Annotated in this window: 10 protein-coding genes; 4 read left to right on the top strand and 6 right to left on the bottom strand. The window is 71.7% G+C overall.

The features are described 5' to 3' along the window. Nucleotides 1-24: 24 nt before the first annotated feature. Nucleotides 25-1557, top strand: a complete 1533-nt coding sequence (locus AB0M36_RS12250) for an iron ABC transporter permease (protein WP_364156612.1) — start codon at nucleotides 25-27, stop codon at nucleotides 1555-1557. Next, nucleotides 1554-2639 (top strand): ABC transporter ATP-binding protein, encoded by a 1086-nt coding sequence (locus AB0M36_RS12245; RefSeq protein ID WP_364155743.1) that lies wholly within the window; start codon nucleotides 1554-1556, stop codon nucleotides 2637-2639. The genes AB0M36_RS12250 and AB0M36_RS12245 overlap by 4 nt, the downstream gene beginning before the upstream one ends. Before the next feature lie 25 nt (nucleotides 2640-2664). On the opposite strand, the gene AB0M36_RS12240 is transcribed toward AB0M36_RS12245, so the two are convergent. From AB0M36_RS12240 to AB0M36_RS12225, 4 genes are all read right to left on the bottom strand, one after another. Beyond that, nucleotides 2665-4770: a serine hydrolase gene (locus AB0M36_RS12240; protein WP_364155741.1), complete on the bottom strand. Its 2106-nt coding sequence runs from the start codon at nucleotides 4768-4770 to the stop codon at nucleotides 2665-2667. A gap of 154 nt (nucleotides 4771-4924) precedes the next feature. Further along, on the bottom strand, nucleotides 4925-5908 hold the full coding sequence (locus AB0M36_RS12235) for a glycoside hydrolase family 16 protein (protein ID WP_364155739.1): 984 nt from the start codon (nucleotides 5906-5908) through the stop codon (nucleotides 4925-4927). Between the two features lie 229 nt (nucleotides 5909-6137). Beyond that, nucleotides 6138-8084 carry a PPC domain-containing protein gene (locus AB0M36_RS12230; protein ID WP_364155737.1) on the bottom strand — a complete coding sequence of 649 codons (1947 nt, stop codon included), beginning with the start codon at nucleotides 8082-8084 and terminating at the stop codon, nucleotides 6138-6140. A gap of 138 nt (nucleotides 8085-8222) precedes the next feature. Further along, complete coding sequence (locus tag AB0M36_RS12225) at nucleotides 8223-9263, bottom strand: ROK family protein (RefSeq protein WP_364155735.1); 1041 nt, start codon at nucleotides 9261-9263, stop codon at nucleotides 8223-8225. Nucleotides 9264-9378: 115 nt separating this feature from the next. On the opposite strand from AB0M36_RS12225, the gene AB0M36_RS12220 reads away from it, so the two are divergent. Next, on the top strand, nucleotides 9379-10926 hold the full coding sequence (locus AB0M36_RS12220; RefSeq protein ID WP_364155733.1) for a DUF1800 domain-containing protein: 1548 nt from the start codon (nucleotides 9379-9381) through the stop codon (nucleotides 10924-10926). Nucleotides 10927-10931: 5 nt separating this feature from the next. Further along, the gene (locus AB0M36_RS12215; protein ID WP_364155731.1) at nucleotides 10932-12197 is read left to right on the top strand and encodes a DUF1501 domain-containing protein; all 1266 of its coding nucleotides are present in this window, start codon (nucleotides 10932-10934) and stop codon (nucleotides 12195-12197) included. Between the two features lie 39 nt (nucleotides 12198-12236). Here the strand turns inward: AB0M36_RS12215 and mmsB are convergent, their stop codons facing one another. After that, complete coding sequence (gene mmsB / locus AB0M36_RS12210) at nucleotides 12237-13487, bottom strand: multiple monosaccharide ABC transporter permease (protein ID WP_364155730.1); 1251 nt, start codon at nucleotides 13485-13487, stop codon at nucleotides 12237-12239. Continuing rightward, nucleotides 13484-14992, bottom strand: a complete 1509-nt coding sequence (mmsA, locus tag AB0M36_RS12205; RefSeq protein WP_364155729.1) for a multiple monosaccharide ABC transporter ATP-binding protein — start codon at nucleotides 14990-14992, stop codon at nucleotides 13484-13486. Before mmsA ends, mmsB begins: the two co-directional genes overlap by 4 nt. Between the last annotated feature and the right edge of the window lie 2 nt (nucleotides 14993-14994).

Here is a 14994-nt window from a genome sequence, read left to right as displayed (position 1 = left end):
GCCGTCGCCGCGTGGCGCCGGTCGGTGCGGCGGTGGGCGCCACGCCCGGTGCTGCTGGCCGCCGCGGCGCTGGCGGTGCTGATCGCGCTGCTGCCGCTGGCCTACCTGCTCATCCGGGTCGGCGAGGCCGGTGCCGACCGGATCGCGGCGGAGCTGCTCACCGCCCGGGTCGGCGAGCTCGCCGCGCGCAGCCTCGGGCTGGCCACCGTGGTGACCGCGGCGTGCACCGTCCTCGGCGTCGGCACGGCGTTCCTGGTCACCCGCACCGACCTCCCGGCCCCCCGGGTGTTCTCGGTGCTGGCCGCCCTGCCGCTGGCGGTGCCCACCTACATCGCCGGCTTCACGTGGATCTCGACGGTGGACGGGTTCGCCGGTTTCTGGGCTTCCGCGCTGGTGCTGGTGCTCTGCTGCTACCCGTACATGTTCCTGCCGGTGGCGGCGACCCTGCACCGGGCCGATCCCGCGCAGGAGGACGTCGCACGCTCGCTGGGACACCACCCGTGGCGGACGTTCCGGTCGGTCACCCTGCCCCAGCTGCGCCCGGCGGTGGCCGGAGGCGCCCTGCTCGTGGCGCTGTACGTGCTCTCCGACTTCGGAGCCGTGGCGCTACTGCGTACCGACACCTTCACCCGGGCCGTCTTCACCGCCCTGGAACTCGGCTTCGACCGCACCGGCGCGCTGGTGCTCTCCACGGTGCTGGTGGCACTCACCACGCTGCTGCTGGCCGGCGAGTCGCTCACCCGCCGCCGCAGCGCCCGGTACGCCCCGGTGGGTTCCGGCGCGCGCCGCCCACCCGTACGGATGGGGCTCGGCTGGTGGCGGTGGCCGGTGACGCTGCTGCTCGGCTCGGTGTCGGCGCTGGCGCTGGGCGTACCCGCGGTAAGCCTGACGCGGCGCCTCGTCGCCGGGGTGTCCCGGCCGGGCTCCCTGGTCGAGATGGCCTGGGCCGCCGGCAACTCGCTGGCCGTGTCCGCCGCCGGAGCGGCGCTGACCATGCTGCTGGCCCTGCCGATCGGCCTGCTCGTCGCCCGCGCGCCCGGGGCGCTGGCGGCCACGGTCGACCGGCTGGGCTACCTCACCCACGCGCTGCCGGGCGTGGTGATCGGCCTGTCGCTCGTCTTCTTCGGCATCCACGTCGTCTACCCGCTGTACCAGACCCGCTGGCTGCTCATGCTGGCGTACGCGGCGCTGTTCCTGCCGCTCGCCGTGGCCTCCGTGGGAGCGGCGGCGGCGCAGGCACCGCCGGTGCTCGACGACGTGGCCCGGAGTCTGGGCCGCTCACCCCTGCGCGCCTTCGCCTCGGTCACCGCGCCGCTGGTCGCGCCCGGCATCGCCGCCGGCACCGCGCTGGTCTTCCTCACCTGCATGAAGGAACTGCCGGCCACGCTGCTGCTGCGGCCCACCGGCATGGACACGTTGGCCACCGAGCTGTGGACGCACACCACGGTCGCGGCGTACGCGGCCGCCGCACCGTACGCCGCGCTGCTGGTCCTGCTGTCCGCGATCCCCGCCTGGTTCCTCGCCGCCCGCAGCGGCGCGATCGGAGGAGACCGATGACCGCCCTCACCGTCACGGCCGCCCGCAAGAGCTTCGGCGCGGTGCCCGCCCTGACCGACGTCGACCTGTCCGTGCCGGCCGGCGAACTGGCCGCGGTGCTCGGGCCGTCCGGCTGCGGCAAGACCACCCTGCTGCGCTGCGTCGCCGGCCTGGAACGCCTCGACGCCGGGGAGATCCGGGTGGCCGGGTCCGTGGTCGCCGGGGCGCGGACGCACGTGCCCGCCCACCGCCGCCGGGTCGCCCTGGTGCCCCAGGAGGGTGCGCTGTTCCCGCACCTGTCCGCGGTGGGGAACGTCGAGTACGGACTGGATCGCGCCGGGCGCCGGTCCGGCCGGGCCGACGAGGTGCTCGCGCTGGTCGGACTCGACGGCTACCAGCGCCGGATGCCCCACGAACTCTCCGGCGGCCAGCAGCAGCGGGTCGCCCTGGCCCGGGCGCTGGCGCCGCGCCCACAGCTCATCCTGCTCGACGAGCCGTTCAGCGCGCTGGACGCGGGCCTGCGGGCGAGCCTGCGGCAGGACGTCCGGGCGGCGCTGCGCGCCGACGGCGCCACCGCGGTGCTGGTCACCCACGACCAGACCGAGGCGCTGTCGCTGGCCGACCACGTCGTGGTGATGCGCGACGGCGTGGTCGTGCAGGACGGCCCGCCCACCGGCGTGTACGCGGCACCGGTCGACCCGTGGGTCGCCCGGTTCGTCGGCGACGCCATGCTGCTGCCGGGCGTGGTCCGCGACGGGCGCGCGCACACCGCCGCCGGTGAGGCGACGCTGCACGGCAGCCCCGACAGCGCGAACCGCCCGGTGACCGTGCTGCTGCGACCGGAACAGGTGCGCCTCACGCCGGTCGAGGCGCCGAAGGCCGGCGAGGCGACCGCCCGGGTGCTGCGGCACAACTTCCACGGGCACGACTCGCTGACCGTGGTACGCCTCGAGGACGGCACCGAGCTGCAGTCGCGCCGGCTCAACGACGGGGCGCTGGTCGGGCTGGGCTCGGCTGTGCGGGTGAGCATCCACGGCCCGGTGCGCGCCTGGCATGCCGACGAGGCGACCGCGACCACACCGGCGCCGCCGAACGAGCACTGAGCTCGTTCGGCGGCCGATCCGCGACCTAGCGGTAACCGGAAATGCTCACCGGACGCCAGCCGGCGTCCTCCTGCGGCTTGGCGTTGTCGTCCCAGGTGAAGAAGTTCCAGTCGGAGAACGACTTGGTGTCCGGGCCCGGCTGCCTGGTGGCGATCGCCGCGACGCGCACGGCCGTACCGACGGTGTAGATGTCCTTGTCGGTCAGCCGGTACCCGTCGGCCTCGGCGTTGGCCAGCCAGTTCTGGTAGTCACCGATCGACTTGCCGTGGATCGCCCGGTACGGGGTGGCCGTGTTGCCCGGGGCGCCGGCACCCGGCGGGTCGTACAGCCAGACCGCGGCGATGCGGGCCTGACCGCCCAGCTCGTAGCCGTCGACCGAGATCAGCCGGTATCCGTCGGCGTCGTAGTCCTCGACCCGCTTCTGGTACTGGGCGTTGGTCATCCGGATGTGGGTGCGCCACGCGGCGTCGTTCGGATTCGCCACCCACACTGAGGCATACCGGGGCGTGCCGCCAGCGTCGGTCCAACCGGACACCTTGGTCATCCGCCAGTCGTCCTTGAGCTGGTCGAACCGGGTGTTGAAGCCGGCGAAGTCGTGGCCGTGGGTGGCCATCCACTGGGTGCCGTCGCCACGCGCCCACGTGTTGGCGTAGTAGGTGGCGCCGCGGCTGCGGTAGCCGTTGACGTCGAGCAGACGCCAGCCGGCGCCGCGCAGGTTGTCCACCCGGGTTTGGTACAGGTTCGCCGGGGTGTCCGGGTCGGCGATGTGACCGCCGGAGTCCTTGATCCAGATCGACGAGTAATAGGGGCCCTGGGCGAGGAAGTCGTCAGCCGCCGCGCACATCCGCTGCTCGACCGTGGCCTGCTGCCAGGTGGCCCAGGCGTGCTGGTTGGTGAGCCAGACGACGTTCAGGCCGTTGGTGCAGCGGGCCGCCAGCGTCTGCACGGCCTCCAGGCTGCCGCCGTGCGAATAGGCCGGCGCATCCGGGTTCGGGAAGGCCCAGTACTCGTCGCCGTCGCGCGGGTTGCCGAAGTTCCACCACCGCGCGTAGAACCGCGCCAGCGCGTTGGCCGTCATGGACAGACCGCCGTGCGCGGCCATCGACTCGTGCACCCAGCCGCCGTCGGCGAAGCAGCGCCGCTGCCCGGCTTCGCCGGGGTATGTGCTGATCGGTTCGTTGGTGCCCCAGTTGTTGTCCAGGCACCAGTACGCGACCTCGCGCGGATCACGGGTGAGCCGCTTGCCGCGCGACAGCACCACGTCCGCCGACGAGATGCCGAGCGGCGCGAGCAGGCGCTGGTACACGTAGTCGCGGTAGGACATTCCGCTGACCTTCTCGATCACCATGCCGAGCATCAGGTAACCGAGGTTGGAGTACTCGCCGTCGGTGCCCGGGGCGAAGTCGAGGCCGAGCGAGAGCATGTACTCGGCGAAGTCGCGCGGCGTCGGCGGGGCGCTGAGGTCGCGCGCCTGGTACGTCTCCCACGCCCGGAACAGGTAGTCGGTGGTGACCGTACGGTCGAAGCCGCCGCTGTGCCCGACCAACTGCCCGACGGTGATGTCCCGGATGCGGGTGTCGAAGTTCGCCGGCACGTTCACGGTCACGTGGCAGTTCGCCGGGCTGCCGGGCACACAGAACGCCCGGTCGCCCTTGTCGAGCATGCCGCGCTCGTCGAGGTCGTGGATCGCGGCGGCGGTGATCGGCTTGACGACGCTGGCGACCCGGAAAAGGGCGTTCGCCGGGGTGGGCGTGCCGAAGATCTGCAGCGGGTTGGCCGGCGGCGGAACGTTGCGCAGCCAGAACGGTCCGGTCAGGCCGTAGCCGCGCTGGTAGATGGTGCCGCACTCGTCCGAGACGGCGAGCGTGCTGGAACCGATGTTCCACTGGTCCATGAGGTCCTCGGCTACAGCGTCGAAGCCGGCGAACCGGGACGCCGCGTGCGCGAAGACGGGGCAGTCGACGCTGCGTCCGCTACGGGTGGGGCGGGCGGTGCGCTCGGCCTCGGCCGGGTCGCCGGTCGGCAGGGTCACCTCCTGGTCGATGCCCGGTGCGGGTTCCGTCGTGCGTTGGTACTTCGCCAGCTGTCGGGCGGCGTCACCGTCCGGTGCGGCGACGGCTGTGCCGGGCATGAGCAGACAGAGCGCTGTCACCGCGGTTGCGGCTGTGCCGGCGGATCGCCAGCGGGGCCCGCGAGGTCCCATATCACCCTCCTCCGTGGAGTTTTGTCCCCAGAGGCCTACCATCCGAACGCGTCGAATTAGGGCGATATGCGGTTTTCCTAGGTCAGTTCACCGAGGCGGTGCCGTTTCCGAAGCAGCGGCTCTGCCAGGCCGTGGTGGGCTCGGTGAAGGCGCCCGTGCCGGAGGGGTCGGCGGCCAGGACGAAGACGGCCTGGTGGGCCATGCAGCATCCGGGATCGGCGCCGACGTCGCCGTAGTCGCGGAACAGGGCGATGTCGTCGATGCGGTCGCCGTCGCCGAAGCAGGGGTCCTCCCAGGCGCGGGGCTGCCCGGGATCGACCAGGCGGTCGAACCAGTTGTTGAAGTTGATCGACATGAACGTACGCGGGAAGTGTTGTAGTTCGGTCGACCGGAACCGGCTCTGCCAGTCGATCGAGAAATCGACGACACCGTTGTCGGCCGTCATGGCGACGGTGTGCCAGCCGTGCAGCGACGCGCGGGTGTTCGAGGTCTTCTTGGCGTCCGGGGAATCGGGTCTCTTCCAGACGGTGTTGTGCAGGGCCGGTCCGGGGGCCCCGAAGCCGCCGTGCGGCAGGTACTCGTGGTCGAGTTCGCTGTAGTGCCGGTTCTCCGCGGAGATGGTGTAGAACGCCTGCACCGACGGGTCGCTGCCGTCGCCGGTGGTGGGGCGGTCGTGGAAGAACACCCTCGCGGCGTACGTGCCGGTGAAGAATTTGCTCTGGGCGGTGTTCACCTGGGCCCGTACGGTGCCTTCCACGGTGCCGTCCGTGGTTGCCCGCAGCCGCATCACCCGGCCGCCCCGCGCCGAGGCGTCGGCCGGGAAGCTCACCGCGTCCGCCGACCAGCTCTTCCCGGGACCGGGCCCGCCCGCGGCGGTGCGGACAGACCAGCCCCGCGCGGCGAGCCGAGGGTCGGACGGCCCGTCGTACTGGAAGTCGTCGAACAGCACACCGCTCGACGGAGCCGGTGGGGCCGCCGCGACAGCGACCCCGGGATGCTCGGTCGCGACGCCGGCCAGCAGAGCCAGGCTCGACAGCACGACACTCCAGCGACGAGCGCGTTTCATCGACTCTCCAGGGCGGGTGAGGTCCGCACGCATCGACGCGTGGCGGGATCACGGCACGGCAGCCGTCGATCGCCGCAGCAGCTTGGGCGGGTCGGTTCCGCCGTTCGACGTCGAGGTCGAGGTCGAGGTCGAGGTCGATCTTGAGCCGTCCACCGAGCCGGAGCGGCCCCGCCGACGACACGGCTCGGTGGGCCACCGCACCGCGGCGACCCACCGAGTGACGCTCGGATCAGCTGGTGACGCCGAAGACGATGCGGCCCAGCGTGTCCTCCGTGCCGATGAAGCCCTCGGCCGGACTGAAGGCGTCCGCGACGAAGTCGACGTCGGTGTCGTCCGCCGTGCCGCCGACGCCGTCCGGGCCGACGCCGAAGAGCACGTCGAAGTTGGCGCCGCCCGAATCCATCAGGTTGGCGATGGCGTCGGAGTTGTCGGTGTGCCAGTCGCCGAAGAAGTGACCGGCCTCGTGGGCGGTCACGTTGCCGACCGCCTGGCCCACGAAGGCGACCCGGTCGCTGGCGTCGGTCAGGTAGGTGTTCAGCGACGCCGGGCCGCCGGCCGGGTCACTGAGCACGTCCTGCAGGACCAGGGCGGTCTCCTCGGTTTCGAAGTTGCCCGGGTCGATGCTCTGCGCGATGCCGATGGTGCCGATGCCGGATTCGGCGATGGTGCCGCCGATGATGACGCGGCTGACGTTCTTCTGGCCCCACGGGTCCGCGTGGTCCCTGCTGTTGAGGATCTTCAGCTTGAACCGGCTGTTGAGCCCGCTGGCGGCGAGGTCCGCCTTGAGGCTCTCGGTGACGCTCTCGATGACGGCGTCGACGAGGGCGTTCTCCTGTGCGCGCGGGATGCCCCACTTGGCGACGAACGCCGAGAACGGGCTCAGCGTGACGTTGCCGGTGCCGCCGAAGACGCCGGTGTTGACCCGGGCGCCGTCGAAGTCGAGGAACAGCGTCTGGGTGGGCCGGTCGCCCTGCAGCGGGGGCCGGTAGGCCTCCACAGTGATGTCGTAGCCGCCGTTGCCCTGGGCCACGCCGAGGTAGTGCCAGCCCGCCTTGGTGGCGACATAGTCGGTGGCGATGGGGCCGTTGCCCGGCAGCTTGCTGTCCATCGGGTAGATGAACGTGGCGTTCTGGCGGGACCCGTGCACCTCGCGGGGGTCGGTGTCATAGACAGTGAGGTACGCCGGCGCGCCCTTCAGCGACGCGCCCAGCACGTCGCCCGGCTTGAGCTGGACCGCGAAATAGTCGCTGTCCGCCGAGGTCGCCGAGATGGTCACCTTGTAGGGGCCCTCGCTCGCCCCGCCGTCGCCGCTGGCCGGGTCGAACGGGTCGGCCGGCAGGCCGCTGTACGCCGCCACGATCACGTAGTAGGTGCCGGCGGCGGGGACGCTCCAGGTGAGGTAGCTGTCGAAACCGTCCGAGTCGTCGTTCGACGCGACGATCGTGCCGTCCGGGGTGTAGACGGCGACCAGCGTGTCGAGGTCGCCCGTCGGGGTGTCCGTGTCGACGGTGAGGGTCTGCCCCGCGGTCGCCGTCAGCCGGTAGAAGTCGAAGTCGTTGGTGCCGGTGCCGGCGGAGCCGTGCGGGCCGTCGCCGATCTGGGCCTCGGTGGCGATGCCCTTGGCGCCGCTGCCGATGCCGGTGTCGCCGGCGAGCGGGATGGAGCCGTCGTCCTCCGGCGTCGGCGCGCGGAAGGCCGGGGTGGCCACCTCGGGGTCGAGCGAGCCGAGGATCCGGATCGCCGAGTTCTGCCGGGAGCCGGTCCCGAAGTTCTGGACGAGCTGGGCGGTCGCCGGGCTCTCGTTGGAGCCGAAGGTGCCGTCGGGCTCGTCCTCGTCGACGACGATGGCGGCGGCCGCCTTCGCCTCGGCTGACGGCGCGCCCTGCGCCTTGAGCCGGGCCGCGGCCTTGGCGGACGCCTGCTTCTTCAGGTACGTGGCCCAGCCGCTGTAGTCCACCTTGGACGCGTCGACGGGCATGGAGAGGAACGGGTTGGGACCGGCCGGCTTGGTGCCGGGGGCGGCCTTCGGCGCCACCGGGATTCCGGCGGCGAGCGAGACCTGGTCGGCGAGGCTGAGCCCCGGTATGGACGGATCTGGAGCGGCTTGCGCGACACCCGGCAGGAGCGTGGCGAGCCCGAGTACGACCGCTCCAACGGTCGCGATGCTTCGTCGCATCAGGTATCCCCCTTCAGCACGTCCGGGCCCCAGCCACGGACGGCATCCAGGACGCTACTGAAGGCAGTGATCGATATCCAGGTCTGTCAATGAGCCTTAATATCTATGGCCGCGGTCGATCGAGTCCACTGCGGACGGTCAGACGGAGACGGCCTCCAGGGCCGCGACCGCAGCGCCCCGGGCCCCGGCCATGTCCAGATCCGGCACCAGGGCGAAGGTGGCCGCGGCCTGCTGCTCACGGCGCAGCTGCGTGTGCTCGCGGACGGTGTTGAGGAACCACTGCCGAAAGTGGGGCGCCGCCTCCACCACTCCCCCGCCGAGGAAATACGCGGCCGGGTCGGTGAAGTTGGCTGCGATCGTGAACAGCTTGCCGACGGCCCGGGCCTGCTGGGCGAACACGGCGAGGGCCAGCGGGTCCTCCTTCTCGCCGTACCCGCGGAGCATCTTGGCCGCCGAGGCGATGGGTTCCGCGGCGAGCGGATGGTCCGGGAACCTGGTGAACCAGTACGGCAGCAGGTTCTTGGCGATGCCGGTGAGCGAGGCGATGCTCTCCACGTCGCCTTCGAAGCCGCAGTTGCAGACCGGTACCGGCTGGCCGTCCTCCAGCACCCCGTGCAGGGGGATCTGCACGTGGCCGAGCTCGCCGGCCATGCCGGCGGCGCCGCTGATCACCTTGCCGCTCTCCACCACGCCACCGCCGAGCCCGGTGCCGACGATCGCGGCCACCGACGAACGTTTCGCGGCGTCGGCGCCGAAGTGCCGGTGATGGGCGTAGAGCGCGGCCGCGTTGGCGTCGTTGTGGTAGATCACGGGCAGGCCGATGCGCGCCTGGAGGGCGCCGCGGATGTCGAAGCCGTGCCAGGAGACCTGGGAGAAGTTCGTCGATCCCTTGGACGAGATCACGCCGTCGGCACTGGCGGGGCCCGGGGTGTCCAGGCCGACCGCGCGCACCAGGCTCAGCGGCGTGCTGGTCATGGCCAGGATGCCGGTGAACGCCTCGGCGAGCGATTCGACGGCCGACTCGGGGCCGTCCTGGACCCGGCTCGGATTCTCCACGAGCCGGTCGACGAGGAACTGGCCCGTGGCGTCCAGCACCGTGGCGTTGTTGCAGGTTCCGCCGTTGTCGAGACCCACCACGACCCAGGAGGCCGGGGTCCGCACCGCATCGATCTGATCCACGGATCCGAGCGTACGTCGCCACGCGCTCCGCAGCGACGGGAGCGGGCGGATTGCGGATGGTGAGCATCGGGTTGCCGCCGCGACGGTGCCGGCCGCCCCCGCCGAACTGCCCGATATGCAGACGAAGCCTGAGCCGACCCGCCGTGCCGTCCTCGGCGGTGCCGTGGCCGTGGCCGCGACCGCCGTCGGGGGCCTCGCCCTCGACGCGGCGCTGGCCGTGCCCGCCGCCGCCGCGCCGGCCGCCGACGCGACCGACCTCGTCTCCACCGACCCGATCGCGCACCTGCTGCGCCGCGCGACCTTCGGCCCCACGCCGGCCGCCCTGGCAGAGGCCGCCAGGCTGGGCGTCGAGGGCTGGCTCGACCGCCAGCTCGCCCCCGCCAAGATCGCCGACGGCGAGCTGGACGCGCTGCTCACCCGGCTGCCGCTGGCCGGGGCGAGCATCGCGACGGTACGCGCGAAGCTGCCCGTCCACTCGTACGACGCCTTCGGCCAGCTCGGCCGCGCCGCGGTGGCCCGGGCGATCTGGAGCAACCGGCAGCTCTTCGAGACCACGGCCGCGTTCTGGGCGAACCACCTGCACGTCGCCGCGCCCTCCAGCGGTGTGTGGGACAGCCGCGCCGACTACGACGCGTCGGTGCTCCGCAAGTTCACGTTCGGGCGCTTCGCCGACATGCTCAAGGCGTCGGCCCGGCACCCGTCGATGCTGACGTACCTGGACAACCGCAGCTCGACCAAGAAGCAGCCGAACGAGAACTACGCGCGCGAGCTGATGGAGCTGCACACCGTCGGCATGATCTACAGCGAGGCGGACGTGAAGGCGGCGGCGCGGCTGCTCACCGGCCTGAGCGTCGACGCGAAGGGGCAGTACGTCTACAGCGCGACCAAGCACGCGACCGGCGCGGTGTCGATCCTCGGCTTCAGCCACGCGAACGCCACCGCCGAGGGCGGCGAGGCGGCCGCGCTCGCCTTCCTCGACCACCTGGCCCGCCACCCGGCGACCGCCGAGCGGATCGCCACCAAGCTGTGCGTGCGCTTCGTCGCCGACGAGGCCCCGGCGTCGCTGGTCGCCCGGCTCGCGGAGGTCTACCTCGCCAACGACACGGCGATCATCCCCGTGCTGCGGGCGCTGTTCACCTCGCCCGAGTTCGCCGCGTCGGTGGGCCGCAAGGTCCGTACGCCGTTCGAGGACCTCGTGGCGACGGTCCGCGCGCTCGGCCTGGGCCCGGAGGCCTCGGGCGTCGCCGGGCTGGACGCGCTCTACAACACCCTCGTCAACGCCGGCAACGCCCCGTTCCGCTGGGCCCCGCCGAACGGCTTCCCCGACGTGGCCGCCGCGTGGGCCTCGCCGGCGGCGTTCCTCATCCGCTGCAACAGCCACCTCAACCTCGCCGCCGGCTGGTATCCCAAGCAGCTCACCCGCCCCACGGACCTGCTCAAGGCGCTGGTGCCCGTCCTGCCCGCCACGTACGGCGGATTGGTCGACGCGCTCGCCGTACGGCTGGTCGGCACGAAGCTTCCCGCCGCTCATACCGCCGCCGTGCTCAGTGTCGCGGGCAAGGTGCCGACCAGTTCCTTGACCAGCAAGGACAAGGCGGTGGCCGGGAGCCTGCCGTACCTGATCGCCCTCGTCCTCGACTCGCCGTCCTTTCAGCTGAGGTGACCAAGATGGCCGCGAACGCCTGCTGCGACGAGAACAAGACCCTGACCCGCCGTGGCGTGCTCGGCCGTGGCCTCGCGGCCGGTGCCGCCGGCGCCCTGGCCGGGCTGGTCGGCGAGGGCCTGTCCACCCGCCTGGCTTTCGCCTCCGGCGCCTACGCCGGCGACACCCTGGTGGTGCTCTCGCTGCGCGGCGGCTTCGACGGTCTCTCCGCGATCGCCCCCATCGGTGACGCCGACTACTACAAGGCGCGGCCGTCGATCGCCGTGCCGAAGAGCCAGGTCATCGGCGGCAACGCCATGTTCGGCCTGCACCCGGCCCTGGCCCCGCTGCTGCCCATGTGGTCAAACGGCAGTCTGGCGGCGGTGCACGCGGTGGGCCAGCCCAATCCGACCCGCTCGCACTTCGCGGCGATGGAGGAGATGGAACGCGCGGCCGCGGGCACGTCGCTGCGCAGCGGCTGGCTGGACCGGATGCTGGGCGTGACCGGCGCGACCGGCCCGCTGGCCGGGGTGTCGCTGGGCAGCGCGATGCCGGCGCGGCTCTTCGCCGGCGCGGCCACGGACGTCTCCATGGCGAGCGTCGACGGCTTCACGATGGCGGGCGAGAGCGCCAACCGGCCGATGGCCGCCGCCCTGCGCGCGATGTACGGCACCGCGCCCGATCTGCTCGCCGGTCCGGCTCTGGCCGCCGACGCCGCGCTGGCGGCCACCGTCGCGCCGCGGGCGGCGTACACCCCGGCGAACGGGGCCGCGTACCCGAAAACGCCGCTCGGCACCGCCCTGCGCGACGTGGCCCGCCTGATCAAGTCCCGCTCGGGTCTGGTCGCGGCGGCCGTCGACTCGGGCGACTGGGACATGCACGAGGGACTCGGCACCGCGGTCAAGGGCCAGCGGATGTACGACAACCTGGCGGAGACCGCGTCGGCGCTGGCGGCGTTCGCGGCGGATCTCGGACCGTCCGGCATGGCGGACGTGACGGTGGTGACCGTCAGCGAGTTCGGCCGCCGGGTGGCCGAGAACGCCTCCAAGGGCGTCGACCACGGCCACGGCAACGCGATGCTGCTCATGGGCGGCGGCGTACGCGGCGGCACGGTCTACTCCGCCTGGCCGACCCTCGCGCCGGGCGCGCTGGTCGACGGCGACCTCGCGGCGACCACCGACTACCGCGCGGTGATCGGCGAGATCATGCAGAAGCGGTGCGGCCTCGGGTCGCTGGCGGAGGTCTTCCCGGGTGTGGCCCCGGCGTCGTTCGGACTCGCCACCGCCCGCTGACATGTCGGGTGCCGGGCCGATGGGCGGCCCGGCACACCCTCAGCGCGTGGCGCCGCCGCGGCGCTTGGTCCACACGTCGAAGGCGACGGCGGCCAGCAGGACCGCTCCCTTGACCAGCATCACCTGCTCGCTCTGCGCGCCGATGAGGCTCATGCCGTTGTTGATCACGCCCATGATCAGGCCGCCGGTGATCGCGCCGACCACCTTGCCGACGCCGCCCTGGACCGCCGCGCCGCCGATGAACGCCGCCGCGATGGCGTCGAGCTCGAAGGCGTTGCCCGCCGTCGGGTTCGCCTGGTTGAGCCGGCCGGCGAAGATGATGCCGGCCAGCGCGGACAGCACCCCCATGTTGACGAAGAGCCAGAAGACGACGCTCTTGACCTTGACGCCGGACAGGGTGGCGGCCTGCAGGTTGCCGCCGACCGCGTAGATGTGGCGGCCGAACACCGCCCGGTTGGTCAGCACCGAGTACGCGATCACCAACGCCGCCAGCAGCACCAGCACCCACGGCAGGTTGCGGAAGCGGGCGAGCTGCACGACGACGAACATGACCACCAGCGAGGCGACCACGATCTTGGCGACGAACAGCGGCAGCGGTTCGACGGCCTGCAGATAGCGCTGCCGGCCGGTGCGGGCCCGCCACTGCGTGCCGACGATCGCGGCGACCGCCAGCAGCCCGACCAGCAGGCTGAGCAGGTCGGCGCCGCCGAGCACGCCCAGGCCGATGTTGCCGAGATAGCCGTCGGTGAAACCGTTCGCCAGGGTGCGGACCTCGTCCGGGAACGGGCCGATGCCCCGGTTGCCGAGGATCATCAGCGTGACGGCCCGGAACAGCAGCATGCCGGCGAGGGTCACGATGAACGCCGGGATGCCGAAGTACGCCACCCAGTAGCCCTGCCAGGCGCCGATCAGTCCACCGAAGACCAGCGTGATCAGCAGCGCGAGCGGCCAGGGCACATCCCAGCTCACCATCATGACCGCCGCGAACGCGCCGCTGGCGGCGACCAGCGAGCCGACCGACAGGTCGATGTGCCCGGCGATGATCACCAGGATCATGCCGATGGCGAGGATGAGAATGTAGGAGTTCTGCACGACGATGTTGCTGATGTTCTGCGGCGCCAGCATGTCGCCGCCGGTCAGCACCGTGAACAGCAGCACGATCAAGGCGAAGGCGATGTAGATTCCGCTCTGACGCAGGTTGAGGGAGAACCGCCGCGGCGTGCGGCCCGGCTCCGAGGCCGAGGGCATGCCGAGCGCGAGGTCCGCGTTGGTGGGTGCCACGCTGGTCACGACGCCTCCTGGGTCATCAGGGTCATCAGACCCTCCTGAGTGGCCTCGGCACGGGGCACCTCGCCGGTGATCCGTCCCTCGGCGAGGGTGTAGATGCGGTCGCAGAGGCCGAGCAGCTCGGGGAGCTCGCTCGAGATCACCAGCACGCCCTTGCCCTCGTCGGCCAGGCGGTTGATGATCGTGTAGATCTCGTACTTGGCGCCGACGTCGATGCCGCGGGTCGGCTCGTCGAGGATCAGCACGTCCGGATCAGTGAAGATCCACTTCGACAGCACGACCTTCTGCTGGTTGCCGCCGGAGAGCTTGCCGGTGAGGCTCGCGACGCTCGGCGCCTTGATGTTCATCGACGCGCGGAACTCCTCGGCGACCTTGAACTCCTCGTTGTCGTCGACCCAGCCGCCCTTGGCGAGCTTGCGCAGACCCGCCGCGGACACGTTGCGCTTGATGTCCTCGATCAGGTTCAGGCCGTAGCGCTTGCGGTCCTCCGTCGCGTACGCGATGCCGTGCCGGATGGCGTCGCGCACCGACCGCGGGCGAATCTCGGCGCCGTCCTTGTAGAGCCGCCCGGTGATGTTGGTGCCGTAGGAGCGGCCGAACACGCTCATCGCCAGCTCGGTGCGGCCGGCGCCCATCAGCCCGGCCAGGCCGACGATCTCGCCACGGCGCACCGAGAGGTTGGCGCCCCGCACGATGATCCGGCCGTGCTGGGTGGGGCTGTGCACCGTCCAGTCCTCGACGCGCAGCACCTCCGCACCGATGCGCGGCTCGCGCGGCGGGAAGCGGTGGTCCAGGTCGCGGCCCACCATGCCGGAGATGATCCGGTCCTCGGTGACCTCGTCCTCGGCGACGCCCAGCGTAGAGATCGTGCGGCCGTCGCGCAGGATCGTGACGCGGTCGGCGACGGCCATCACCTCGTTGAGCTTGTGCGAGATGATCACGCAGGTGATGCCCTGTTCGCGGAAGCCGCGCAGCAGGTCGAGCAGGTGCTCGGAGTCCTCGTCGTTGAGCGCCGCGGTGGGCTCGTCGAGGATCAGCAGGCGCACCCGCTTGGAGATCGCCTTCGCGATCTCGACGAGCTGCTGCTTGCCGACGCCCAGATCCAGCACCGGGGTCGTCGGATTCTCCTTGAGACCGACGCGGCGCAGCAGCTCCGCCGCGGCCGCGTTGGTCCTGTTCCAGTCGACGAGCCCCCGGCTCGCCCGCTCGTTGCCCAGGAAGATGTTCTCGGCGATGGACAGGTTCGCGGCGAGCGCCAGCTCCTGGTGGATGATGACGATGCCGCGGCTCTCACTGTCGCGGATACTCCAGAACCGGCACGGCTCGCCGTCGAAGACGATCTCTCCTTCGTACGAGCCGTGCGGGTAGACGCCCGACAGCACCTTCATCAGCGTGGACTTGCCGGCGCCGTTCTCGCCGCAGATCGCGTGGATCTCTCCCGGGCGCACGTCCAGCGTGACGTCCCGCAGGGCCTTGACGCCGGGAAACGTCTTGGTGATGCCCCGCATGT

Origin of the sequence: Actinoplanes sp. NPDC051346 (assembly GCF_040682215.1) — a bacterium.
Taxonomy (GTDB): Bacteria; Actinomycetota; Actinomycetes; order Mycobacteriales; family Micromonosporaceae; genus Actinoplanes.
Note: the sequence above shows the minus strand (reverse complement) of the source record. Positions and strands in the feature narration are given on the sequence as shown.